This is a genomic window from Ornithinibacillus xuwenensis, from assembly GCF_039614845.1.
Taxonomy (GTDB): domain Bacteria; phylum Bacillota; class Bacilli; order Bacillales; family Amphibacillaceae; genus Ornithinibacillus; species Ornithinibacillus xuwenensis.
In genome coordinates this window covers 93,071-118,623 of the sequence record NZ_JBDIML010000007.1, presented here as the reverse complement: position 1 = coordinate 118,623, position 25,553 = coordinate 93,071, and the positions used below count along the sequence as shown (strand labels likewise).

Annotated in this window: 24 protein-coding genes, 1 tRNA gene and 1 pseudogene; 16 read left to right on the top strand and 10 right to left on the bottom strand. The window is 36.9% G+C overall.

Going from position 1 to position 25,553, the window contains the following annotated elements; all coding sequences use genetic code 11:
- Positions 1-281: 281 nt before the first annotated feature.
- Positions 282-1,448 (bottom strand): AI-2E family transporter, encoded by a 1,167-nt coding sequence (locus ABC228_RS16930; RefSeq protein ID WP_345826367.1) that lies wholly within the window; start codon positions 1,446-1,448, stop codon positions 282-284.
- Between the two features lie 177 nt (positions 1,449-1,625).
- Between ABC228_RS16930 and ABC228_RS16925 the strand changes: the two genes are divergently transcribed.
- Positions 1,626-2,693, top strand: coding sequence for a hypothetical protein (locus tag ABC228_RS16925; protein ID WP_345826357.1), 1,068 nt, complete (start codon positions 1,626-1,628; stop codon positions 2,691-2,693).
- Positions 2,694-2,891: 198 nt separating this feature from the next.
- Positions 2,892-3,710 (top strand): squalene/phytoene synthase family protein, encoded by an 819-nt coding sequence (locus ABC228_RS16920; protein WP_345826356.1) that lies wholly within the window; start codon positions 2,892-2,894, stop codon positions 3,708-3,710.
- A gap of 202 nt (positions 3,711-3,912) precedes the next feature.
- Here the strand turns inward: ABC228_RS16920 and ABC228_RS16915 are convergent, their stop codons facing one another.
- Positions 3,913-4,107 (bottom strand): hypothetical protein, encoded by a 195-nt coding sequence (locus tag ABC228_RS16915; protein ID WP_345826355.1) that lies wholly within the window; start codon positions 4,105-4,107, stop codon positions 3,913-3,915.
- Positions 4,108-4,198: 91 nt separating this feature from the next.
- Positions 4,199-4,678, bottom strand: coding sequence for a hypothetical protein (locus ABC228_RS16910; RefSeq protein WP_345826354.1), 480 nt, complete (start codon positions 4,676-4,678; stop codon positions 4,199-4,201).
- Between the two features lie 195 nt (positions 4,679-4,873).
- Here ABC228_RS16910 and ABC228_RS16905 point away from each other — a divergent pair, with 195 nt between their 5' ends.
- The 6 genes from ABC228_RS16905 (at position 4,874) to ABC228_RS16880 (ending at position 10,228) form a co-directional block, all read left to right on the top strand.
- Positions 4,874-5,611, top strand: coding sequence for an ABC transporter ATP-binding protein (locus ABC228_RS16905; protein ID WP_345826353.1), 738 nt, complete (start codon positions 4,874-4,876; stop codon positions 5,609-5,611).
- Complete coding sequence (locus ABC228_RS16900) at positions 5,601-6,635, top strand: ABC transporter permease (RefSeq protein WP_345826352.1); 1,035 nt, start codon at positions 5,601-5,603, stop codon at positions 6,633-6,635. The genes ABC228_RS16905 and ABC228_RS16900 overlap by 11 nt, the downstream gene beginning before the upstream one ends.
- A gap of 87 nt (positions 6,636-6,722) precedes the next feature.
- Complete coding sequence (locus ABC228_RS16895) at positions 6,723-7,343, top strand: TetR/AcrR family transcriptional regulator (RefSeq protein ID WP_345826351.1); 621 nt, start codon at positions 6,723-6,725, stop codon at positions 7,341-7,343.
- 183 nt (positions 7,344-7,526) lie between these two features.
- Positions 7,527-8,567: a LytTR family transcriptional regulator DNA-binding domain-containing protein gene (locus tag ABC228_RS16890; RefSeq protein ID WP_345826350.1), complete on the top strand. Its 1,041-nt coding sequence runs from the start codon at positions 7,527-7,529 to the stop codon at positions 8,565-8,567.
- Positions 8,568-8,675: 108 nt separating this feature from the next.
- Positions 8,676-9,524, top strand: coding sequence for an ABC transporter ATP-binding protein (locus ABC228_RS16885; protein WP_345826349.1), 849 nt, complete (start codon positions 8,676-8,678; stop codon positions 9,522-9,524).
- Positions 9,521-10,228 carry an ABC transporter permease gene (locus ABC228_RS16880; RefSeq protein WP_345826348.1) on the top strand — a complete coding sequence of 236 codons (708 nt, stop codon included), beginning with the start codon at positions 9,521-9,523 and terminating at the stop codon, positions 10,226-10,228. The genes ABC228_RS16885 and ABC228_RS16880 overlap by 4 nt, the downstream gene beginning before the upstream one ends.
- 88 nt (positions 10,229-10,316) lie before the next feature.
- On the opposite strand, the gene ABC228_RS16875 is transcribed toward ABC228_RS16880, so the two are convergent.
- Positions 10,317-12,344: a prolyl oligopeptidase family serine peptidase gene (locus ABC228_RS16875; RefSeq protein WP_345826347.1), complete on the bottom strand. Its 2,028-nt coding sequence runs from the start codon at positions 12,342-12,344 to the stop codon at positions 10,317-10,319.
- Between the two features lie 286 nt (positions 12,345-12,630).
- Here ABC228_RS16875 and ABC228_RS16870 point away from each other — a divergent pair, with 286 nt between their 5' ends.
- From ABC228_RS16870 to ABC228_RS16855, 4 genes are all read left to right on the top strand, one after another.
- Positions 12,631-12,960, top strand: coding sequence for a DUF4870 domain-containing protein (locus tag ABC228_RS16870; RefSeq protein WP_345826346.1), 330 nt, complete (start codon positions 12,631-12,633; stop codon positions 12,958-12,960).
- 420 nt (positions 12,961-13,380) lie between these two features.
- The gene (locus tag ABC228_RS16865) at positions 13,381-14,127 is read left to right on the top strand and encodes a metal ABC transporter ATP-binding protein (protein ID WP_345826345.1); all 747 of its coding nucleotides are present in this window, start codon (positions 13,381-13,383) and stop codon (positions 14,125-14,127) included.
- Entirely contained in the window at positions 14,127-14,984 is an 858-nt protein-coding gene (locus ABC228_RS16860; RefSeq protein WP_345826344.1) for a metal ABC transporter permease, read from the top strand. The genes ABC228_RS16865 and ABC228_RS16860 overlap by 1 nt, the downstream gene beginning before the upstream one ends.
- Positions 14,985-15,007: 23 nt before the next feature.
- Positions 15,008-15,946, top strand: coding sequence for a metal ABC transporter substrate-binding protein (locus ABC228_RS16855; protein WP_345826343.1), 939 nt, complete (start codon positions 15,008-15,010; stop codon positions 15,944-15,946).
- A 98-nt stretch (positions 15,947-16,044) separates the two neighbouring features.
- Here ABC228_RS16855 and ABC228_RS16850 read toward each other — a convergent pair whose 3' ends face one another.
- The gene (locus ABC228_RS16850) at positions 16,045-16,770 is read right to left on the bottom strand and encodes a ZIP family metal transporter (protein WP_345826342.1); all 726 of its coding nucleotides are present in this window, start codon (positions 16,768-16,770) and stop codon (positions 16,045-16,047) included.
- Between the two features lie 228 nt (positions 16,771-16,998).
- Between ABC228_RS16850 and ABC228_RS16845 the strand changes: the two genes are divergently transcribed.
- On the top strand, positions 16,999-17,376 hold the full coding sequence (locus tag ABC228_RS16845) for a metal-dependent transcriptional regulator (protein WP_345826341.1): 378 nt from the start codon (positions 16,999-17,001) through the stop codon (positions 17,374-17,376).
- Between the two features lie 99 nt (positions 17,377-17,475).
- Here the strand turns inward: ABC228_RS16845 and ABC228_RS16840 are convergent, their stop codons facing one another.
- From ABC228_RS16840 to ABC228_RS16825, 4 genes and pseudogenes are all read right to left on the bottom strand, one after another.
- Positions 17,476-20,130 carry a heavy metal translocating P-type ATPase gene (locus tag ABC228_RS16840; protein ID WP_345826340.1) on the bottom strand — a complete coding sequence of 885 codons (2,655 nt, stop codon included), beginning with the start codon at positions 20,128-20,130 and terminating at the stop codon, positions 17,476-17,478.
- A complete protein-coding gene (locus ABC228_RS16835) occupies positions 20,130-20,462 on the bottom strand; it encodes an ArsR/SmtB family transcription factor (protein ID WP_345826366.1) in 333 nt (110 codons plus the stop codon). The genes ABC228_RS16840 and ABC228_RS16835 overlap by 1 nt, the downstream gene beginning before the upstream one ends.
- 201 nt (positions 20,463-20,663) lie before the next feature.
- The gene (locus ABC228_RS16830; protein ID WP_345826339.1) at positions 20,664-21,479 is read right to left on the bottom strand and encodes a ZIP family metal transporter; all 816 of its coding nucleotides are present in this window, start codon (positions 21,477-21,479) and stop codon (positions 20,664-20,666) included.
- 180 nt (positions 21,480-21,659) lie between these two features.
- A pseudogene (locus tag ABC228_RS16825) lies at positions 21,660-21,815 on the bottom strand (polynucleotide kinase); the annotation flags it as partial.
- Positions 21,816-22,063: 248 nt separating this feature from the next.
- On the opposite strand from ABC228_RS16825, the gene ABC228_RS16820 reads away from it, so the two are divergent.
- On the top strand, positions 22,064-22,570 hold the full coding sequence (locus ABC228_RS16820) for an RNA polymerase sigma factor (protein WP_345826338.1): 507 nt from the start codon (positions 22,064-22,066) through the stop codon (positions 22,568-22,570).
- On the top strand, positions 22,557-23,486 hold the full coding sequence (locus ABC228_RS16815; protein ID WP_345826337.1) for an anti sigma factor C-terminal domain-containing protein: 930 nt from the start codon (positions 22,557-22,559) through the stop codon (positions 23,484-23,486). Before ABC228_RS16820 ends, ABC228_RS16815 begins: the two co-directional genes overlap by 14 nt.
- Positions 23,487-23,577: 91 nt before the next feature.
- Here ABC228_RS16815 and ABC228_RS16810 read toward each other — a convergent pair.
- Positions 23,578-23,650, bottom strand: a tRNA-Ala gene (locus ABC228_RS16810).
- 138 nt (positions 23,651-23,788) lie between these two features.
- Between ABC228_RS16810 and nagZ the strand changes: the two genes are divergently transcribed.
- A complete protein-coding gene (gene nagZ / locus ABC228_RS16805; RefSeq protein WP_345826336.1) occupies positions 23,789-25,486 on the top strand; it encodes a beta-N-acetylhexosaminidase in 1,698 nt (565 codons plus the stop codon).
- Positions 25,487-25,553: the final 67 nt, after the last annotated feature.

Sequence of the window (25,553 nt, the reverse complement as noted above, 5' to 3'; positions counted from 1 at the left end):
ATCCATATCCAAGATTCCCATATAAATACTCGGTTACAAGCTTTATTTTAAATTCTTCACTATATTTAGCCATAAAAAACACCCCCGAAAGTTAGATTTTCACTCTAACTTTCGGGGGTCGGTACCAAATCCAAGCGTTTTTGTTTGTTATATAAGGTGTTAATATAGATGTTTTTTGGTATGAAATTTAACGCGATATTTTGTTTTTTCTCCACGCTATCTGAACTACGTAGGTTAATCCCCTACGAACTTTTTTATGCAGTTAGACGAAAGCTCAGCAACTATTTATTTTCACTCTGTTGGTCCTGTGCATATGCACCATATTCTTCACCATAATAACGATTATAGCGTGCTTTAAATTTGTTATAGAAGTAAGCAACTAATACTTTTAAAATGGCATAGCCAGGAATTCCGAGAATGACACCGATAATTCCAAACAGATTACCAGCTACAAGTAAGACGATAACAATCGTCAGCGGGTGGATCTTCATGGTTTTCCCCATAATGTTTGGAGAGATAAAGTTCCCTTCAAGGAATTGAACAATAACCCAAACGATTGCTAATTTTAATAGCATAAAAGGAGAGTCTACTATCGCAATGATTGCTGCGGGTATAATCGAAAGAGTAGGTCCTAGATACGGCACTACACTTGTAATAGCTGCAATGATAGCTAAGGTAATTGCATAATCTAATCCAATAATTAAATAACCGATGTATAGTAGGATACCAATACAGGTTGCCACAATAATTTGTCCCTGAATGTAAGAGCCTACCTGTGCATCCATATTATCTAGAATTTGATTGACATCCTTTCGAAACTTAGGAGGTAATAGTTTTAAGCAATATGCCTTAAAACGATCTCCGTCCTTAAGTAAAAAGAACAGGATGATAGGAAATGTAACGAGAACCACAACAAAATTGGTTACGGTACTAGCAACATTTTGTATCCCTTCAAATGCATTTCCGATATAAGAACCAACAATACCAGGTATATCACTGAAGTTGGAAACAACCCAATCATAAGCATTATCATAATATGGCCCGAGAAAAGAGTTTTCGATCGAGGTTGTCACATCTTTCCATAATTGTTGAACATAATTTGGAAAGTTGCGGAATAATTCTTTTACTTGTGCCTCAATAGCAGGTGCAGTTAATAAAATAATCCCAGCTAACAAACCACTAATACCCAATATGATGATAACAATACCCCAAATTCTTTTAATGCGTAGGCGCTCTAAAAAGTCAACAATAGGGTTTAATAAATAATAAGCAATAAATGCTAAGATAATTGGAGGTGTAATGGTAGACAAAACAACAATAATTGGATTAAAAACAAATGATATTTTGTCATAAATGAATATCATTATCCCAATTAAGATTAATAAGGACAGACTAAATACTAGATTACGCCCTCCGAGAAATTTAATGAAACGATTTTCAGAATTCATCAAGCTGGGACTCCTTTTTTCTTTTTATTATAGAATAGGAAGGGGAAATATTCCAATTCTAGTTTTAGTCATAGGAAATATGACGGATTATGATGAACTAAATTGAGTATAAAGTCCTGTTGCTGATAGCTTTGTCCTATGCCTATTATAAGAATGTTATTATGAATGGGAGTTGGAATGATGAGAAAGCAATCTAGTAAAATTATTAGTCTAGTAGCTGTATTTATTTTGTTTATTCTTTTAGTAGCTTGTAAGGATAAAGAAGAAAATACAACAGGTAAGACGGATGGAAAAGAAGCTGTAGAGGAAAAGGTAGATTCTGAAGAAGAGGAATCTACAGCAGCGAATCAAAATAATGAGGATGATAGTGAAGAATCGGAAGATGTATCATTTGAAGTAAAAGATTCGAAAGCACCGAAAGACCAAGGAGAATTAAATGTATGGTTTAAAGGTGATGTTGAAGTAGTTGATCATACGATTACGGTTAAAGGTACAACAAACCTCATGCCTGAATCACAATTATCACTGGATATCTCACCAGAAGAAGGCTCTATTATTGGTGGTGATGGACAAACTAAAGTAGAAAATTCAGGAGCGTTTGAGATTGAGGCAAATGTCCCTGGTGATTTTGAAGGGCTTTTGCATGTAGAGCTTTCCTTTGAAGCTAATGCGCAATATGATGATGCAATTGTGGATCATTATAAGGATGGAATTACAGGTAATTTTGCAAGGGTTTACTATGACTCGTACGAAGAAGCTACTTTTACAAAAGCTTCGTTTCAAAAGACAGTTGTCATCAATGGTGAATCTGAATCGTTCGCCATTACGGAACCAAAATGGCGAATTCCAGATGATATAGGAAACCCGGCTGTTTGGATAAACTCCAAAGTAGAGAAATTCCAAGATTATGTAGTTGTAAATATAGAGAGTAATTTAGTAGAAGGAACATACATAAATGCAACAGCAGATATACCAAACTACATTACTACCGGATTTAGCGGGTCAGCCTATACGAATCCTGATGGAACTGCAGTTCTCTATATTGAGGATCCGGCAAAGGATAGTCGAATAAAAGATTTATCGGAATATGAGATTGAAATTGAAGTAGATCCTTCCAATGGAAATAATGGTAAACAGGTTCTGGAAGTGTACGGCGAGGCTGGTGAAAAGCTAAAAGGTGACCTCGTTTATAATACTGATGATGGAAAGGCTATTAGTCAACGATTAACAATAGAAGTCGAATAATGGGCAAATGAGTTCATTCAGGCAATATCTTGTAAAGTTTGTTATACTTTAATAAAGTCAAGCGTAAAATAGTAATATATGAATTAAAAATAAAGGGAAAAGGGATTCTAAGAAAGTACATGTTTCTTTCGAGGAGTCCCTTTCACACAAATCAAACTTTACCTTTATGTTGTAGGATTTAAAGGAGGATATACCAGCTTGAATGACGTAGTGAGATTAGAAAAAGAAGCAATGCATATGTTAAAGCAGACGAGTAGAACCTTTTATATTCCGATAAAGCTTTTAAAACCAAAGCTACGCAAAACGGTTGCTTCTGCTTATCTATGTATGCGTGCAATTGATGAGATAGAGGATCATGAACAGCTGGATTCAGATTCAAAGCAACATCTATTACGATCAACTAGTGAACTATTAAAGAATAATTTTGATACGAATAGCTATAGACAGTTATTGGAACCACATGAGTCAATCTTACCGGAAGTCACCAAACGATTAGGGGATTGGATTCAGTTCTGTCCAGACAGTATTGTCGATAAAGTGCTAGAATCTACTAGTATCATGGCAGAAGGAATGGCGGATTGGGTCGAGAAAAACTGGCAAATAAGAACAAAAGAAGATTTAGACGATTACACGTACTATGTAGCAGGATTAGTCGGGGTAATGTTATCGGACATTTGGAACTGGTATGATAATACAGAAACAGATCCAACATTAGCAATTGGCTATGGGAGAGGATTGCAGGCCGTCAATGTACTTCGTAATCAGGAAGAGGATGCGGAGCGGGGCGTGAAGTTCTTTCCGGATAATTGGAGTAGAGATGATATGTTCCAGTATGCTGAGGATAACTTATCAAAAGCAGATGAATACATGAAGTCCATAAAAACCAAAAATATTATTCTGTTTTGTAAGATACCACTGGCTTTAGCCCATCGGACATTAAAGGTATTGAAAAGTGGAAAAGAAAAAATGTCTCGACAAGAGGTTGAATCAACCGTTAATGAAATTATCAATAACTAATTGGTGTTAACACGGCATTAGCCGTGTTTTTTTGTTAGGAAAGGATAAAAGTGGTAGGCTGGATAATCTCATATGTTAAATAGTCTATTCGTATTTCTCCTTTATGGATTAGTAATGAACTAGCCACCAGTTTCATTAGAAATAAAAAGAGACCCTAGGCCTCTTTTTATTAAATATTATTATTAAATACGAGTCCAATTCATTATTTGAAATGCCTGCTAAATAATGCCTTCAAGCCTAAATGCAGGAGTGCTAATGCGAAAATGATAATGACTACACCACCAACAATGCCAAAGAAGTCTGCTACTGGTGTTGTAATAAGTGTAGAAGTTGGAACAAATGCTAAGGCAAATCCTGCTACTATTGTAGCTAAATAAAGCGCAGCTAGTCTATCCATAAATATCCCTCCTTTCACTATACTTTATGAAAAAAGGAGGGATTATGTTTTTTTATGCGATTGTTTATATCTATCTAGCGAAAAACCTTAATTAGAAGCATTGGAAGGATTCAATGCGGTCTAAATCGATACCGAAGTATACCCAACGACCTCTCCTCCATCTAAAACCAGCAATTGAGTTTCTTCCTACAAAGGTTGGATAATACCAGAAGGAACCGCCTCGCTCTAACCAAACATAAGTGAAGCGGTAAAGACAGCCTCTTATTCCACCTGGATCAACTGCAAAAGTTTGAAATTGCTGCTGTTGTGGGGTGAATGATGGCGGTGGTGTAGTTGGTGCACCTGCCTGCTGTCCTGGGAATTGTCCTCCTGTCTGTCCGCCTCCAGGAAATCCAGGGTACTGCCCACCGGGATAGCCTCCAGGAAACTGTCCTCCGCCTGGAAACTGACCTCCTCCAGGAAACTGTCCTCCGCCCGGAAACTGACCTTGGTTACCAAAGAATTGCCCCCATAAATAACCAGGTAAATTTAATTGCCTTTCATCGTCATAAGGTGGTTCAAAATAATTCAATTTATATTTCCTCCTTAAAATGTATTCCATTTAATATATGGGGAAAACGACTAGATTGGGAGTTTTTTCATGAAGAATGGGCGTTTCACCCGTATTTTGAACGAGTTGAACCTCAAATGAGTGATTACTCACTTTACAAATTTCAATATGGGTCGTAATATAGAAGTGAGTAATCACTCACTTAGGAGGGTAAAAATGGCAGAACAAAAAATATGTGTTGCTATTAAGAACGTATCCAAACAATTCGGAAAGCATGTCGTACTTAAGGACATAAACCTTGATATCCGAGAAGGAGAAATCTTTGGACTATTAGGTCCATCTGGGGCAGGTAAAACAACCCTTGTAAAGGAGCTTTCCGGTCTTGATGTATCAACGACTGGCGAAAATATAGTGTTACAACAAAAGATGCCCGATTTAAAAACCATTAATCGAATTGGCTATATGGCGCAATCGGATGCGCTTTATGAAGATTTATCTGCTAAGGAGAATCTACAATTCTTCGCCAGCCTATACGGTTTAAAAAAGAAAAAACAAAATGAACGAATAAACGAGGTGATGCAATTAGTTGATTTAACGGATCACCTTTATAAGCTAGTTTCGGATTATTCAGGTGGTATGAAGCGAAGATTATCATTAGCCATTGCGTTATTACACGAACCAGAGCTATTAATACTGGATGAGCCAACTGTGGGGATTGACCCAGTATTAAGGAAAAGAATTTGGGATGCCTTTTATCAGCTAAATAATGGTGGAACTACCATAATCGTAACGACACATGTTATGGACGAAGCTGAAAAATGTGATCGGCTTGGGTTAATGCGAGAGGGTTCATTAATTGCGATTGGATCTCCTGTGGAATTAAAGAAAAATACTAATACAGAATCAATTGAAGAAGCGTTTCTTGTCTATGGAGGTGTGGCACATGAGGCTTAGGGCTTTAACAATACGAATACTTAGACAAATTATTCGAGATAAACGAACAATTGGTATGCTGCTATTTGCACCAATTCTCGTACTGACGATGCTACATCTAGTCTTTGATGGAGACGATTATGTTCCAAAAGTAGGGCTTGTGGGAATACCGAAAGAAATTAGTTCGAATTTGGATTTAGAAAATGCAGAAATTACGTATTATGATGTGCTGGCAGATGCCGAAGCGGATCTATCTGAACGAGAGATAGATGGCTATGTTACGTTAGAAAAGCAACAACCTATTATTTATTTGGAGGGAAGTGACCCAACTGTTAATGGTGCGACATTAAAATGGATTCAAGCTACATTTTCCTCCCTACAAGAAGCGGGTAGTATTAAATCGGTTGAGTCACAGGTTCATTATCTTCACGGTTCAAGTGAAATGGGACAGTTTGATTATTTTGGTCCAGTACTGTTAGGTTTTTTTGTATTCTTCTTTGTTTTTATTATTGCAGGTGTCTCGTTTATTCGGGAACGATCAACAGGAACATTGGAGAGGCTGTTAGCTACCCCATTGCGTAAGTGGGAAATTGTATTAGGTTATGTGTTTGGCTTCGGAATTGTAACCATGATTCAATCCACTATTATTGCTGCGTACGCTGTTTATGTATTAGATATGATGATGGAGGGTTCATTCCTTTTAGTCTTACTCGTTATCTTAGCATTAGCGTTCACAGCACTTACATTGGGGATATTAATTTCGTCGTTTGCAAACAATGAGTTACAAATGATTCAATTTATTCCAGTTATTGTTGTACCACAAGTATTCTTTTCTGGATTGTTTAATTTAGAAACCATTTCAAATTGGTTGAGCTGGATTGGACCTTTTACCCCGTTATATTATGCCGCTGAAGCATTGCGGGATATTATGGTAAGGGGAAATGGTCTGGAAGACATTCTGATGGAAATTATTATTTTATTTAGCTTCTCACTTTTGTTTATGGTGTTAAATATTCTTGCACTTCGAAAGTACCGGAAAATCTAATGCTTCTATTAATTGCATCGTTTTATAAGATTGCCGTATCATAACAATAGTAGCTTATCCATACAGGAAGATTAGAGGAGATAAACGTTGTTTAATGATGAACAAAATCTAACAGAAAAACAAAGAGGTATCTTAGCTGCCGCAACGGAATTGTTTGCTGAAAAAGGGTATGCTGGAACTTCTACTAGTGAAATTGCCAAAAAAGCTGGCGTTGCAGAGGGAACAATATTCCGACACTATAAATCTAAAAAAGAATTATTACTGACGATTGTATCGCCAACCATGATTAAGATTCTGGGGCCAGTTTTTAAGAGGGATTTTAATAAGGTGCTAGATAAAGAATTTGACACTTTTCAAGATTTTATCCGTGCGATGATTCAAAATCGAATTAAGTTTGTAAAAAACAATACACCTCTATTACGGATTCTTATTCAGGAATTACCGTTCCATGAGGATTTAAAGAAGCAATTTATTGAACATATTGGAAAGGATGTATTTGAGAAGCTAAGAGAAACTGTTCGCCATTTTCAAGCGAAGGGACAGCTAATCGATACGAACCCAGATACTATTATTCGTATAGTGGGCTCATCCATATTCTCCTATATCATTTCTAGATATATTGTTATTCCAGACGCCGATTGGGATGATGAAGAAATTGAATGGATTATAGAGATCTTAACGAATGGTATTTCTAGAAAAGAATCGTAAGGAAGATGACAAACTAAGCTTTGTCATCTTTTTTTATGGAAAAAAGTTATAAAAAAAGCTAGAAAATATGGAATATTAACGATAACATTATAACGATATACTCATAATGATATTTTGATAGAATTGCATAAGAAGAATAAAGCTTAGCAAACATGATGATTACGAACAGAGGATTGTGATGAAATGAATGTTTTATCGATACGTGATTTAGAAAAGCACGAAAAGGATGTATTGTTGTTTTCTGCATTTCATTTTGATTTGGCTTCGAGTGAAGTGGCAGCGATTCACTCTAGCCTTAATATACGAGTCGCCTTGCTCAATATGCTGTTAGGTAAGGTGCCAATTTCAAATGGAAGTATACTAGTCTCAGGAGAAAATATTACACAACATAAGCGATTACACGAAAAACAGATCGGAATTTGTTTCTTTGACCAAGGGTTATATGATCGGCTAACCGTGATGGACCATATTAAATTTTTCAAGCAGCTCTATGCCTCTGAACTTGATATGGACCAAGTTTTACAATTAACACAACTAGGGACTTTAAGAAGCAAGAAGGTGAATAAACTAACCTATTCCGAGAAAAGACGCGTACATTTTGCTCAATTACTACTTAAAAACCCAACATTATTTATTTTTGAAGAGCCTGATTTAAATGTGGATGTGGAAACAAAACGTGTATTCTTAAATATTTTAGAGTATTTAAAAAGAGAGCAAAAAGGGGTCTTAGTGTTAACTGGAATAATGGAAAGTGCTATTACAATAGCAGATAGTGTCTATCGCTTAAATGAGGACGGCATACATAAAATTGAAATGGAAGATGAAAAAGAAAATGAATCTGAGCCCAAAGTTGTGGAGCAAGAGGAAGCTATCCCGACAGCCTTTAACTTTAATAAAGTTCCTACGAAAGTAAATGAAAAGATTATCTTATTTGATCCTCCCGAAATCGATTATATTGAAAGCAATGATGGTCAATCACATGTTTATATAAAAGGAGAGTCATTTCCGAGTGTATTTACATTAAATGAATTGGAGGACCGATTAAAGCCTTATGGTTTTTTTCGCTGTCATCGTTCATACATTGTAAATCTCCAAAAGGTTCGGGAAGTGATTACTTGGACTAGAAATAGTTACAGTTTGGTCTTGGATGATAAACCAAAGTCTACCATTCCACTTTCTAAAACAAAAATGACACAATTAAAGGAAATGTTGGGGCTTAAATAAGCGCCATTCAACCTGAATTTTGCGCTTTTCAAGGAAAATATGCTGTGAAAAGCCTGATAATCCCCTATTCTAAGAGTGTAAGAAATAAGTTCAGCACGGGGGAGTAAAATGGAAAAAATAATAGAAGTAAAAAATTTAGCGAAGGTATTTGGCAATCAAACTGCATTAGAAAATGTAAATTTTAATGTTAAAAAAGGAGAGACGTTTGGATTTTTAGGTCCAAGTGGATCCGGTAAAACGACTACCATAAAAATATTAACAGCACAATTACAGCAAACTTCAGGTGAGGCAGAGGTGTTTGGTGTACCTAGTACCTCGCTTACGAATGGGTCTTATCGAAGAAGAATTGGAGTCTTATCTGATAATAGCGGATTATACCAACGCCTTTCTGTAGAAGAGAATCTGAAGCTATACTGTGATTTATATGATGTTCCGAAAAAAAGAATGGATGAAGTATTAGATCTGGTGAACCTTTCTGGTGAAACGAAAAAGGTTGTCTCGAAGTTATCCAAAGGAATGCTACAGCGTGTATTGTTAGCAAGAACGCTACTTCATGAACCAGAGCTATTGTTCTTAGATGAACCAACATCTGCACTTGACCCAGCAAACTCTAAGCAAATTCATGAGGGGCTTCGTCGCTTAAATGAGAAGGGGACAACAATCTTTTTGACTACCCATGATATGAGTGAAGCTGAAACATTATGTGACCGTGTTGCTTTCCTAAACAAAGGAAAAATACAATTGTTGGGTGAACCAAAGGCACTTCGCAGACAATATGCAGATGGTAGTATAACAATAGAGCTGAAGGATGGAAATATAATAAATTTACCTGGCGGAACAGAGGGAGCAGACGAGGTCTACCAATACATGTCTAGTAATCAAATTGTTTCCATTCATTCTAACGAGCCTACGTTAGGAGATATTTTCGTAGACATTACAGGGAGGGAACTAGTATGACATTTTCAATGAAACGAATCTATGCAATTTTTCAAAAGGATTTAAAGGATGTAACCAAAAACTATTTTGTAAGCTCGATTATTATCCTGCCAATCATAATGGCATTTCTATATTCCAGAATTGGTGAAGTAACGATTGAATTGCACTATTTAATTATTAATCTAGCATTATCGTCCGTAACGGCATTTATTCAGTGTGCTGTGATTGCGGAGGAGAAGGAAAAGCATACATTGAGAAGCTTGATGCTGTCACCAGCTTCCCTGACAGAAATTCTAACAGGTAAGAGCTTGGTGAGTTTTATCCTGACGGTAGTAACCATTGTATTATGTGCGATGATTACTGGATATAGTCCGACAAACATTAGTATAATAGCAATTGCTATTATTGTTTCGGTATTATTCTACCTAGCATTAGGAACAATACTGGGCTTGTTGTCTCGAACAGTTGTAGAAGCTTCTGTAATCATTTTACCGGTTATTTTCTTGTTTGGTTTTGGTTCCATGCTAATGGCATTAGTGGATCAATATCCCATACTTGCCTTTGTAGAGTATCTTCCGAATATACAGCTAGTGGAAATTGCGTATAAGGTAGAAGAGGGTCTAGGATTTGGTGACATTTGGAGCCACTTGGGTATCTTAGTAGCTTGGGCAATCGTAACGTCTATTTTAACGGCATTTGTTTATAAGAAAAAAGAAATGGATTAATAATAAGAAAGAGTGTCCAAATGGGTATCTACCCCTAAAAGTTAGTATTCTACTCTAACTTTGGGGGGTAGGTACCTGGACACTCTTTTTATTTTTCGTTTAGTTCCATATCCAAGAATGCATAAAAATCAACCCATTCTTCAATTAACTTCGATGTAGGTTTTCCTAAGCCGTGACCTGCTTTTGCTTCCAGTCTTAAAATAATCGTTGATTCGGTATCAGCTTTTTCCATTAAGGTAGCAGCAAATTTCTTCGCATGTGCTGGTACAACACGATCATCGCTTTCTGCTGTTGCAATAAGAACTGGTGGGTATTTCACACCCTCTTGTACATTATGAAGTGGAGAATAAGCGTACAAGAATGGAAAATGTTTCGGATTATCGGCACTGCCATATTCAGGAATCCAGTAACGACCAATGGTGAATTTATGATAACGCAACATATCGATTACGGGGACCCGACAGATAACTGCACCAAATAAATCTGGTCGTTGCACCATACAAGCTGCTACTAATAATCCACCATTAGAGCCACCCATAATCGATAATTTTTCTTTACGGGTATAATTTTGACTAATTAACCATTCACCAGCAGAGATGAAATCGTCAAATACATTTTGCTTATTTTCTAACATCCCTGCACGATGCCACTCTTCCCCGTATTCGGTACCGCCACGAAGAACGGCCACTGCATAAATACCACCTTTTTCTATCCATCGAAGGATTGCTGGATTAAAAGAAGGCGTCATATTAACATTAAATCCGCCGTAGCCATATAGAATCACTGGATTTTCGCCATCTAAATTAAGGTCATTACGATGAGTTACAAACATAGGAACTCGAGTTCCATCTTTGGATGTATAGAATACTTGATTCGTAACGTAAGCAGATGTATCAAATGGTAATTCTGATTCAGCAAAAACCTGTAGTTCCTTTTGATCCATTTTATATTGGTAAACCACCGTTGGACTTAAGAAGGAAGTAATTCCGAAATACATTTCATTGTCTTCTTTTGAGCGAGTTATATCTGTGATGGAACCAAGTAACGGTAATTCTATCTGATGGGAGTAATTTCCGTTAAGTTGATAGACATGTAATTGGTGATGTGCATCATGAAGCAGGGCGATAACCAACTGGTCGTTCAAAAAAAGGACATAATCCATGACATCTTTTTGTTCTGGAATGACTTCCTGCCAATTTGAAGGCTCAGGATTATGAAGGTCTAGTGAGATGATTTTCCCATTAGGTGTATTGAAATCGGTTTTAAAATAAAAGATGTTATCTTTATTTGTAATATATAGATACTCAGCATCCGCCTTATCGAGAATACGAGTAAACTTCTCATCTGAATCAATCGGCTTTAAATAAACACGATTTTCTGTTGCCGTTCCTAAATATACATAGAGACAAAGGTACTTGTCGTCATCACTTACAAAGGATGAAAACATTAATTCTTTATCCTCTGGCTGTTCGTGAATGAGTTGGTCCTCTTCTTGTCCAGTTCCAATTTGATGGAAATAAACTTTATGAAAGTTGCTTTCGTCCTCCTCCGCGACACTACCTGGTTCAGGGAAACGACTATAGAAAAATCCAGAATGATCTGGTGACCATGTAATACTTGTGAATTTAACATATTGAATATGATCGTTGAGATCTTCACCAGTCATGAGATTACGGACACGAATCTCTTGCCAGTCGCTACCATGTGTTGAAGTTGCATAGGCAAGATATTGACCGTCTTTACTAAAGGAGTAATTCGTCATGGCTACAGTTCCATCATCACTTAATGTATTCGGGTCTAATATGACCGTTTCACCATCAGAATCGTTTCGATATAATGTTGCCTGATTTTGTAACCCATCATTTTTCTGGAAGTATAGCTGGTCTTTCACTTTCTTTGGAACGAAATATTTCGGATAGTTCCATAGCTCCTCTAGCCGTTTTCTATCTGCGTCACGTGAAGTCGTTTTAGAGAAATATGTATGAGAGCGTTTTGTCATCCAGTTGCTCCACTGGGTAGATAGCTCGGAATTTGGATCCTCCAGCCACCGATACGGATCGCTAACTTGTGTTCCGTGATAATCTTCTACAATATTGTCCTTCTTTATTGTAATCAAATTGGTTTCCCCCCTTGAAATAGCTTACTAATAGTATTCGAGAGTAAAGTACGAAATCCCTTTAACGAATGAATAAATTCTCTGTTCCTGTATAATCTTTTAACCTGCGGGTCTATTATCGGATTGCTGGAATAATTTAATTAGATAAAGGGTATAGGTAATATAGCATGTAAATCAATTTGATTATTTAATTGTAAAGAAAATTCAGTAAAATGTTTGGCGGGATGTAGACGGCGATGTAGATTAAAGTTACAATAAATAGGAGATCTATTAAGGAGGGAATAAAATGGCAACTACAGAGGACGATCGCTTATTTTCAATGCTATTATATTTATTAAGTTTACCGTTCCCAATCTTGGGGCCACTCTTAATTTGGCTGCTGAAACGAGATAATTCCGATTTTGTCGATTATCACGGAAAAGAATACTTTAACTTTTTAATCTCATTCACAATCTACGGTATTGTAAGTAGCATCCTTATGATCGTTTTAATTGGTTTTGTATTGCTATTTATAGTTGGTATTGCTGCACTTGTGTTAACCATTATAGCGGCGGTTAAAGCATATCAAGGTGAGCAATATAGAATACCGCTAGTTATACGGTTTATTAATAACTAAATTGAGAAACGTTCAAGCTTTAGTCTCGCTTGAACGTTTTTTTATGTCCTTAACGTTCTTCAATCATACGTGACAACCCCATTTATATAAAGCACCTCCAATTAATATCCTTCCGTTAATCACAAAATTTACAATACAGCATTTGAAAAAACTTTTTAATGGAAATCCTACCCCTTAAGGCTTTCTAGCCACATTAAACTACCAAATTATGGCTTATCTATTTTAAGTGTTTGAATGTAAGAGTGAAAAAAATTATATAATTCTGTTGACATTTTTAAATGGGCGCATATAATTTGAACTAAGGCAAAACTATTTTAGTTATTAAAAATTAGTGCATAAATAAATAAAATTAGTTGTACATCACATTTTAGGGTGTTGGTAAAAAGTCGTTCATATCAATTAGAAAAGGAGAGGTCTCTCATGGTTGATCATGCAATATCTATAAACGACCTACATGTTTCCTATCATGGAAATGAGGCTGTAAAAGGAATAAGTCTTTCCGTTGATGCAGGTAATTTAGTTGGAATCATTGGTCCTAACGGTGCGGGTAAATCAACATTTTTAAAGGCAATGCTAAATCTTATTCCTAGAGACAAAGGGGAAGTAAAGGTATTGGGAAAATCAATAAAAGATGTTAGAAAGAACATTGCATATGTACCGCAACGAAATGACATTGATTGGGATTTTCCAATTACAGTAATCGACGCTGTTTTACTTGGTACTTATCCGCATTTGAAACCTTTTAGACGTCCAAAGAAACAAGAAAAAGCTTGGGCATTACAATGCTTAGAGCGTGTAGGAATGCAAGACTTTAGTAAAAGACAGATTGGAGAGTTATCAGGTGGACAGCAGCAACGTGTCTTTCTTGCAAGAGCATTAGCACAGCAGGCAGATTTGTTTTTTCTTGATGAACCATTTGTTGGTGTTGACGTATCTAGTGAAGAAACCATAGTCAACATACTAAAAGAGTTATGCCAACAAGGGAAAACGGTAATTGTCGTTCACCATGATCTAAGTAAAGCAAATGATTATTTTCATCAACTAATTTTATTAAATAAAGAGTTAGTTGGTTTTGGTCCCGTTAAAGACGTATTTAAACCGGAGATCATTGAAAGAGCGTATAAAGGACAATTTGCGTTCATGAATGAGATGGGGGTGTCATTGTAATGGAATTTCTTGAAGCAGTTATGCAATATGGCTTCTTACAAAAAGCATTATTAACATCCATTATGGTAGGAATTATCTGTGGTGTAATTGGCTGTTTCATTATACTTAGAGGAATGGCGTTAATGGGAGATGCGATTTCACATGCAGTACTTCCAGGTGTAGCTATCTCTTATATGTTAGGAATTAATTTCTTCTTTGGTGCTGTGTTTTCAGGAGTGTTAACGGCTTTAGCAATTGGTTACGTGACACAAAACAGTCGAATAAAGCATGATACCTCGATTGGAATTATGTTTACAGCGGCATTTGCTTCAGGGATTATCATGATTACCATGCTAAAGAGTAGTACCGATTTATACCATATCTTGTTTGGGAATGTGTTAGCGGTAAGGTCATCGGATATGTGGATTACCTTAGGAATTGGGATATTTGTAATACTTGCTGTTTATCTGTTTTACAAAGAATTATTGGTTACGTCTTTTGATGAAACAATGGGGGCAGCATATGGCTTACCCGTTCGATTAATTCACTATTTCTTAATGACATTATTGACTATGGTTACGGTTGCTTCCCTGCAAACTGTTGGAATTGTTTTAGTAGTTGCCATGTTAATTACCCCTGCTGCAGCTGCCTATCTATTAACAGAAAGATTATGGATTATGATTTTTCTAGCAGCTGGAATTGGCGTAATTTCATCAATCGTTGGGCTATATTTTAGCTTTACTTATAATCTTGCATCTGGTGCTACGATTGTTTTAGCAGCTACTGCCATTTTCATTCTTGTATTCTTGTTATCACCAAAGCATGGATTAATTTGGAAAACATTAAAAGCAAAAAAGAAAAGGGCATCACTAGCCTAATAAGAAATGAGGAGGAGAATAGAATGTTTAAGAAGCATGTCATGTTCATAATGACTACCCTAATTGCTTTATTATTAACCGCATGTAGTGATGAGGATGCATCAAGTAGTGCAAATGGAGAAGATAAAGTTCAAGTAGTTACGACATACTCCATTGTGTATGACATTGTAAAAAATGTTGGTGGTGATTTAGTAGAGATTCATAGTTTAGCACCAATTGGATCGAACCCACATGAATATGACCCATTACCAGAAGACGTACAAAAAGCAACAGATGCTGATGCTATCTTTTATAATGGCTTGAATTTAGAGGCGGGGAATTCGTGGTTTGATAGACTCTTGGAAACTGCTGAAAAAGACGGTGATGATGCGCCGGTTTTCTTAATGAGTGAGGATGTTGAACCGATGTACTTAACTTCCGAGGGTAACGAGGGAGAAGAAGACCCACATGCCTGGTTAGATGTTACAAATGGCATTAAATATGCAGAAAATGCACGGGATGGATTAATTGAAGTTGACCCCGATAATGCTGATATTTATAAACAAAATGCTGAGGAGTATACGGAGAAATTAGAAGCGCTTCACCAAGGTGCTGTGGAGCAATTCAATGAAATCCCAGAGGAAGAACGGGTCCTTGTTACAAGTGAAGGTGCCTTTAAATACTTCAGTAAAGCATATGGATTCCATGCAGAATACATCTGGGAGATAAACCAAGAGAACCAAGGTACACCAGACCAAATAACTAGAATAGTAGATATTATTAAGGAAAAGGCCATAAAAGGATTGTTCCTTGAAACAAGTATTGATCCCCGAAGTATGGAAGCTGTATCTGCAGAAACCGATGTTCCAATTATGGGTAAAGTATTTACCGATTCATTAGGAGCGCCTGGTGAAGATGGGGACACCTATATCGATATGATGAAATGGAATATTGATACAATAATAGAAGGCTTGTCTAACTAACAATCTTTTATGAAAAAAATTCTAACGAACTAGACACCTCTTACAGGTGTCTGGTTTTTTTTAGGTTACTGTATTACAGAAAGCATATGTTATCGAATTTATCGAAACCACTCTGTCAATAACACCATCGTAACGAATCCAAAAATGAATGCCAAAGTTGCTGCTCGCTCATTTCCGTCACCATGACTTTCTGGAATCAATTCTTTATAGACAACGAAGAGTAATGAACCTGCCGCAAATGCTAGACCATAAGGCACGATATATTCAAAGGTTCCTCCAAAGTAGACGCCTATGAAGCCAGCACACATTTCTATTATTCCCGTTACACTAGCAATCAGAATTGCTTTTATTCGTCCTACATTTTGCGTAATTAAAAAAAGCGCTACTAAGAATCCGTCTGGTACATTTTGTAAGCCAATTGCAAATGACACGAGTGTCCCAATGTTTTGATTATCCGTTACATTAGTTATCCCAACGGATAATCCTTCAGGTAAATTATGTAAAGACATGGCAATTAAGAACAAGACTATTACGCCGGAGTGGTCTGTTGAACGGCGTGAATGATCTAAGTCGATATGTGGAATTAGGCTTTCTAACAAGGTCAAGGTCAACGTACCAATTAAAATCCCAATTACCATAATGGGTAAGCTGGATAGTTTTATAGCAGCTGGTATTAAACCGTAAGCGGCTGCAGCGACCATGATTCCAGCTGTATAGGCTAATAATATATCCTTTCCTCTGTGGGAGATGTTTTTAATCAACAAGACTGGTAAAGCACCAAGACTTGTACAAAGTGATGACAAAATAATAGGCAGTAAAAACATTAGAGTCCTCCAATAAACTTTCATACTATCCGTTATTACAAACCTTAAAACAAATTCATAGCTTGACCAATCCATAGTAAATGCTTTGCTCTATTAATTTATTAAACCTAAATGGTAAAGATTCCAATATTGTCCGATTCAGGTAGTATTAATTATTTTTTTGGGTAAAGATGGATACGTTCTGTTTGAAAGTAATGAAGCGATTAAGAAGCAGGAAGGTGAAAATGGGTGTCTAATAAAAGGTACAAATATCTTTTTGAAATATATAAACAAGAAAATAGAAAAGAATATGCTACCATTTCAGAGGTAGCTAATTCATTAAATGTATATGCTTCCTCAACCTCTAAGATGGTAGTGAAGTTAAGAAAAGCAGGATATGTTAACTTTGAGCGCTATGGACCAATAATGCTGACAGAAAAAGGATTAGAAATTGGAAAACAATTGGATTGTAATCATCGAATATTGGTTGCCTTTTTACAAGCAATTGGAATTAAAGACGATGAAATTGAGCAAGAGGTACGTAAGATGGAATTAGCTTTTAATCCGGTGATAATTGGTAAGCTTGAGGAATTCTTATCCCAAAATGGCTATATAAATATTAAGTAGAATGTGTCGATAAATTACATGAAGAATAAAAAGTTGTAACATAATAAGCGAAATCCATTTTAAATGGATTTCGCTTATTTGATAGCAATTCTTTTATTGTTATTCCTGGGTTTTCAATAGACGGAGCGCATTTAATATTACAATTACCGCGGCGCCAGTGTCGCTCAATACCGCTAGCCAAAGGGTGAGCATGCCAGGGAAGATAAGCACTAATGCAATTAATTTTACAATTAAAGAGAACCAAATGTTTTGCTTAATAATCGCTAGCGCTTTTCTGCTTAATTTTATCGTGTGTGGCAGCTTTTCAAGATTATCAGCCATTAATACAATATCGGCCGTTTCCATTGCAGTATCGGTTCCTGCTCCACCCATAGCAATTCCTAAATCGGAGGTAGCTAACGCAGGAGCATCGTTAATCCCGTCACCTACCATCGCTACATGATAGCCTTCTTTTTGTAATTGTTTAATCGCATTCACTTTATCCTCAGGCATTAATTCAGCAAAATAACGATTTACACTGGCTTGGTTTGAAATCATTTTTGCTGTTCCTTCATTGTCACCGGTTAACATGACTACTTGTTTAATTCCGACCTTTTGTAATCCCTTTAATGCCTTGACAGTAGTTTTACGGATTGTATCCGCAACAGAGATTATCCCCAATATTTCTGTAGCCGTACCAATGATAACTACACTTTGACCTTTGCTTTGAATTTCAGGTAAGTAACGCAGAGTAGTGTTCAATGGTACATTTAGTTCTTCAAACAGCTTAACATTGCCGGCATAATAAATCTCGCCATTAATGGTTGCTTGAACTCCCTTACCAACTATACTCTTATATAACTCACCATTTTTAGGTTGAAATCCCTTTTCTTTTGCATAGGAAGCAATTGTTTTTGCTATCGGGTGTGTCGAGTAATCCTCTAACGTTAAGGCGATTGAGAGTAATTCTTCTTCGGATGTGGCTAATGCCTTGATGTCTGAGACTTTCGGCTTTCCTTCTGTTAGTGTTCCTGTTTTATCAAAGGCAATTGCGCTTATTGCACCTGCTTTCTCAAGGAATGTACCACCTTTGATTAAGACACCATTCTTGGCTGCATTACCGATTGCCGAAACAATTGCAACAGGAGTGGATATGACCAAGGCGCAAGGACATGCGACTACTAATAACTCAAGTCCTTTATACACCCATTCTCCCCAACTACCCATACCAAACAAAGGTGGCAACACAATCATGGCTAATGCTAATGCAAATACGATAGGTGTATAAATGCTAGCGAACTTATCGATGAATGCCTGTGTTGGCGCTTTTTGCTCCTGTGCTTCTTCAACTAAATGAATAATCTTAGAAATAGTGGTATCCTCGACCAGCTTGGTTACTTTAATTTCAATAGACCCACTCTCATTGATGGTGCCAGCGTATACAGAATCTCCGGTAAATTTGTCGACAGGTATGGATTCACCGGTAATAGGCGCTTGATTTACACTTGTTTCTCCTAGAATAACTTCTCCATCTAATGGAATTCTATCGCCAGGTTTAATAACAACAATCTCCCCAACTAACACATCATCTACTGGCTTCTTAATAAGCTCCGAACCAGCTTTAATCCATGCTTCTGATGGTGCGAGGTCCATTAGATTCCGAATAGATTTCCTAGTTTGTTCAATAGACTTGTTCTGCAGTGTTGTTCCTAGTGCAAATAACCAAACAACGGTTGCACCTTCAAACCATTCTCCTATTAATGCTGCTCCAATTGCGGCGGCAGACATGAGCACATTCATATCCAGTGATCGACTTTTTATAGCATAATAAGCACTTCTTGCAGGCTTGTGGCCACTGATAACAATAGCGAGAGCATATAGCATCGTTGAAAAAACTGGTGACAAAGCGGTATACGCTCCAACAAAACCAAGCGCAATTAATATCCCCGACAATATAATGGATTTGAATTCACCAGAATGTCTCGTTTCATTTTTTAGGTTATTATTGTTTTCGATTAAGGAAGCCTTGTAACCAATTTTCGAGACTTCTGACAAGATTTCTTCAACACTATTTTCGTGATCGAGTTTCATTTTTCCGGTTGAAAAATTAACACTTACACTTTTCACTGCGGGAATTGTATTTAAATGATTTTCAATACTTTTAGCACAACTCCCACAGTCCATGCCCTCCACATGGTATGCTCTCATATTTTTATTTTGGTTTATTGGTTCAGCAGTAAAACCTAACTTTTGTACGGTCTCTTCTACTTCTACAAGTGAAGAATTATCATAACCAACAACCTGCAATTTTCCAGTGTTGTAATTTACCGTAGCGTCATGAATTCCACTTAAACCACGTAAGCCTTTTTCGATTGTTAATGCACAAGAAGGGCAATCCATGCCAAATACACGGTATTCATTTGCTGCACCTTGAATAGAAGTATCGGGTTGGTTTACAGCTTCGTCTTCATGACTAGCACAACAGCTTGGATTTCCTTGATTACGCTCGTCACTGGAGCTACTGCAACACGTAGAATTTTCCTCAAGTACTGGATCCGATGCATGAGGACTACAACAATCATCTTTTGTATCTTCTGAATTACAGCAAGATGATTTCTCAGTAGTTAAGGGTATTTCCTGAAAGGATTGCTGCTTGCAGCAGCTACTTTCAATTTTGTTGTCCTTCCCCGACTTTAATTCTTCAGAATGACTATTACAACAAGCTTGAGTATCTTCAGTTTTGAGTTTTTCTGAACTACAACATTTATCGGACATTATACATCACCGGCTTCAATATGGTTTTCACAAGTAGCTACATCATTTTTAACATCTACTAGTACATCATCAAACATGGACAATAAGTCACGAATCTGCTTATTACGTAAGCTATAATACATATATTTTCCTTGCTGTCTTCCAACAATAATCCCACAACCCTTTAGGCAGGCTAAGTGTTGGGAAATGTTAGACTGATTTCCTTCAATATCAGCAACGATTTGTGATACGGTTTTTTCGGTGTCTTTTATACATTCGAGTATTTGAATGCGAGTTTTATGGGAAAATCCATGTAGGAACTTTACTTTTGTTTCAACATCTACTTTTAACATCATTTCCCCTCCTTATATATTAGGAATGACTAATATGTTATATTGCTATCATATTAGCAATATCGAATATGTGTGTCAAACTTTTACGACCTTTAATCATTTGGGCAATGTAATAACTGGGCGATGCTCAAAATAAAAAGGTCAAAGGAGCAATACGCTATGTATTGCTCCTTTGACCTAGATTACATAAACTTCATTCATTTAGCCAAGTGCCACATCTAAAATCATCATGATAGTAAAACCAATCATTAAACACATGGAAGCAAGATCTTTGTTACCATTTTCTTGTGAACCTGGGATTACTTCCTCAGCGACTACAAATATCATTGCTCCAGCTGCAAAGCTTAAGGCAAATGGTAGAAGTGGTTCCATTAATGTTACTGCCAACACACCAATTACAGCAGCAATCGGCTCAACCATACCTGAAAATTGTCCGTACATAAAACTTTTTCTTCTTGACATTCCTTCTCGCCGTAATGGCATTGAAACCGCAGTACCTTCAGGGAAGTTTTGAATACCAATTCCAATCGCTAACGTGATGGCAGCCGCTAATGATGCTGATGGAAAACCAGCTGCAACTGCTCCAAATGCTACCCCTACGGCAAGGCCTTCTGGAATATTATGAAGTGTAATGGCAAGGACTAATAGCGTACTCCTTCTTCGCCTATCAGGATGAATGCCTTCTGCCGTGTTTATTTTTGCGTTTGGATGTACGTGTGGAATAACCTTATCGACTCCCCAAAGAAATATACCACCAAGCATAAATCCTATTGTGGCAGGTAGCCAGGCGGGCCAACTGTCATTTCCCGCCATTTCGATTGCAGGTGACAATAAAGACCAAAAGCTAGCAGCAATCATGACGCCACCTGCAAATCCTAGCATTCCATCCATAAGCTTCTGGTTCATTGTTTTCGTTGTAAAAACTAAGGCAGCACCAAGTGCAGTCATACCCCAAGTAAATAATGTTCCTAATAATGCTTGTGATACTGGACTCAATGTAGCAAAAAACTCAACCATTCTTTACACCCCTGATGTTCAAAAAAAGCAGTTAATATACTTCTATACTCAATATATGCAATATAGCAAGTTTATTCTTATAAGTAAACCAATTGATATATAGCTAGAATATGATAATAGACCAACTAAAGTGATCCGTGCACTTCCTTAGTATGCAAGGAAGACACAATAGCTACTTCATTATAATCTCGGATCAACACGATCCGATTCCATTGCTAATGTACCGAGCACACATTCATGCACTCTTTCAATCGATTCCTCATGAACAAATCTTCGAATACCTTCTACTCCCAGTGAAAATTCCTTTAGCGCTAGCTTCTGCTTCTTATGTGGGTATCGATGGACAGTGGACGTTAAGTGGTATCATAAAAGGAGATACCAGTTCATTCCAAACTATAGAGAGATAGAATAAAAGATTACAATCAGTTGAAGAAGTAGCGTTGAAAACGATTATATTTGAAAATATTTCGATGGGAAAGGTATTACCTCTTAGAATAAGCAAATCTAAATTCAGAATTAAATAATTCGTATGTTTTTGTATACTTTTATCTTTGTAAAACGTCTTATAAACAAGGGGGAGGGACATGGGCAAAGGAGAGCTTTTAGGGGACTTAAATAACGAACTAAATATGGTTTATCGATACTTAGTAAGTAAGGGAATCCCCCATATCGATGCCGAAGATGCAGTTCAAGAAACAGCATATAAATATCTAAGATACTCGGATACGATTCAACTATCAAACGTTCGCAGCTGGTTAATACGCGTTGCGCTTAACTTTTACTATGACCAATGTAGAAAAAATAAAAAATACATACTTCATTTTGACGATGGCATGCTTGAAAAAGAAACATCTGAACTTCCTGAATTGATTATGCTAGCAAAGGAACGCACCAACGAATTAAATGAAATGCTTCTAAAGTTAAAGCCCCACTATGCTGAACTTCTTCTGTTAAAATACCAGTCAAATTTATCATATTCAGAGATATCTGAATTACTGGGGATAAGCAATAGTACGATAAAAACGAATCTATTTCGTGCGAGAAAGAAATTGTTGAAAATATATAAGGAGGAAAAAGATGGTCAAGAATAGAAAAACAGAACAAATAGGCGAAAGAGATTTTGTTAGTAGTGCTGCATTTCAAAAAGCCTTCCGAAAAACTAAATGGAAACAAATTAGCCTTTATATCATTATTTCTGTCCTTACAGTATGCGCCATTATATTTTTCCTTCAAGCTGGAAGTAAAGCACTCATTAACAAGAAATTTGAACAAGAAATGGAAAGATTAACGGAGCAAATTCATGGTACCCCAGGCAAAGGTGCTGGGATTGTGGATCTTGATGCCAGTATTTCATATGGATTTCTAAGTGCAGAAGGAAAATTTACCTATTATAAGAAAATGGGGGATAGATTGATTCCTTGGGAAATCGTAACAAAGGAATATCCTGCGATTGGTGACGTTAAGCAAACAAACCCAACTAGAGTTGAAGTGTTTTACACAAGTAAGCTTGAAAGAACGGTACGGTACAATCACTTGAATAATGAAAGAGAGATTGATTTTTATTATCCTCATATTGGTTACCATCAATTACCTAATGAATTGGAAATTGCAACAGGCCTAGATGAAAACACGTTAATTGAGGTTGCATTATCGTTTGTAAGACCGATGAAACAAGAAGAACTTGGAGAAATTATAGGCGGAGAGAATGTCGAGTGGTTATGGATTGATAAATCAAATGCTGAACATTTTAATGAGCTGCATTATAGTGAATCGGATTTTTTCCATGTAATGCATGGAGATGACGCTTATGGTCTACCTGTTTCAGAAGACTCTCCATACTGGGAAAATAACGATTCTACAATCGAAATTCCAGGAGTTGAATCTACCAACACGGAGTATCTGATAAGCGGTGCTATCGTAAGTGGTACACCGAGTGAACTGAAAAGGTTTAAAGAGATAGATATTATAAGGGCCTCTGTAATTGGGCTAACGATTGATAAATATTAATGGATGGTCTTGGTTTTAAAAAAGTATTGTCTCAAAATAAGAAAGGACTCAATCCCAATAAGAATAAAGGGTTGAGTCCTTTCTGTATGAATGGAGCATAGCGGGCTCGAACCGCTGACCTCTACACTGCCAGTGTAGCGCTCTCCCAGCTGAGCTAATGCCCCAAATAATTAGATGTTATAATTATAATATCTCCAGTAATCTATTTCAATATGGATTAGACTTCAAAATGTATACATGAAACATTATTAAGAACATAACGTCTAATTAAGTGGAGAAATATTTAAGGGGGCGAGTGTCGGATGAAAAAGGCAATTGGATATAGTGTACTAGTGTTAGTCCTTCTCATAATTATTGGTGCTTTCCTCTTTGGGGATAAGCTGACTCAATTAAAAGATACACATGATGCAAAAGATGTGCAGGACATTGAACATGAAGTAGAAAATAAGGATGACTTTACCGTGAATGCCCCGAATGAACGGATTGGTGAAATCTTTGAACATGCCGCAGAGGGTAAAGTGGAAGAGGTATCCGTAGTAGCTGGAGAATCAAGTATTGAGGAGGTCATTAGTAATTGGGGTGATCCTACTAGCGAAACAATTGCTGGTGAGGGGACTTATATTGATTATTCTAGTGAGGGAATTACCTTTGGTTATAAGAATCATACAGTATTTGACGTAAGGTCCTTTTCTGAGGAACTGCAACAAATACATTTTGAGGATATTATTCAGGCAAAGGGAAACCCAGATGCACAGCACTACTATAAGGATGAGAGCACGGATCAAATCATTCTTGTCTATCAGGTAAATGAGCTTTATCAGTTAAAGTGGATTTTGCCCCGGCCGACAGACGAAGAACCTAATCCAGTGGTACATCATATCTCCGTCTATACAGAGGTTACAAATATCGTAAATGATATTCCTAGCTTAATAGATTCCATGACATTAGATGAGAAAATTGGTCAAATGATGATTGCTGGAATCGAAGGGACGACAACGACAGCTGAAACCATAAACTTGATTGAAGACTACAAAATTGGCGGGGTTATCTTTTTTAGCAAAAATTTAACGGCAGTTGGCCAAACACTTGATTTAGTAAATAGCATCAAACGGATAAATTCATCCAACAAAGTTCCATTGTTTTTATCGGTTGATCAAGAAGGTGGGCGCATAACTAGACTGCCTGGGGATATTCGTGAGCTTCCAACCAATCAAGCTATTGGCCTAAAAAATGATCCTGAATTTTCTTATCAAATTGGTAAGATTTTAGCACAAGAGCTAAAGACTTTTGGGATGAACTTAAATTTTGCGCCAGTAGTAGATGTGAATAGTAATCCTAATAATCCGGTAATTGGAGACCGTTCATTTGGTGAAGATCCTGAGTTGGTTAGTAACCTCGGTATTCAGACGATGAAAGGTATGGAGGATGAAAATATTATCCCAGTGATGAAGCATTTTCCAGGTCATGGTGATACATCGGTCGATTCTCATTTAGAATTGCCGAAAATCAACAAAAGTTTAGAAGAGCTTAGGCAGTTGGAATTAATCCCGTTTGTTCATGCGATAAAAGAAGGTGCTGATGTGGTGATGGTCGCACATATCTTATTCCCACAGCTTGACGCAGAGTTTCCCTCATCCATGTCCAAGCCGATCATGACAGATTTACTTCGTGAAGAATTAAATTTTAATGGTGTAATCATTACGGATGATATGATGATGGATGCGATAAAGAATCATTACGACACAGGTGAAGCAGCTGTACAATCGGTTAAGGCGGGAAGCGATATTATTCTTGTCAGTAAAGAATATGAGGATATTGTAGAAGCATTTCGTGCGTTGAAGCAAGCCGTTGAATCAGGTGAAATTTCTGAAGCAAGAATAAATGAAAGTGTTACTAGAATTCTAGCGTTAAAGCAGGAATATGGTATTCGGGATAAGGAAGTTGACTATCAGGATATCCAAGAATTAAATGAATCGATTGATAAGGTGTTAAATAACTAGTGGTACTGTTCCTTTCGGGGAACAGTCTTTTTTATTATTGATAATTATAGTCATAATACCCTACATC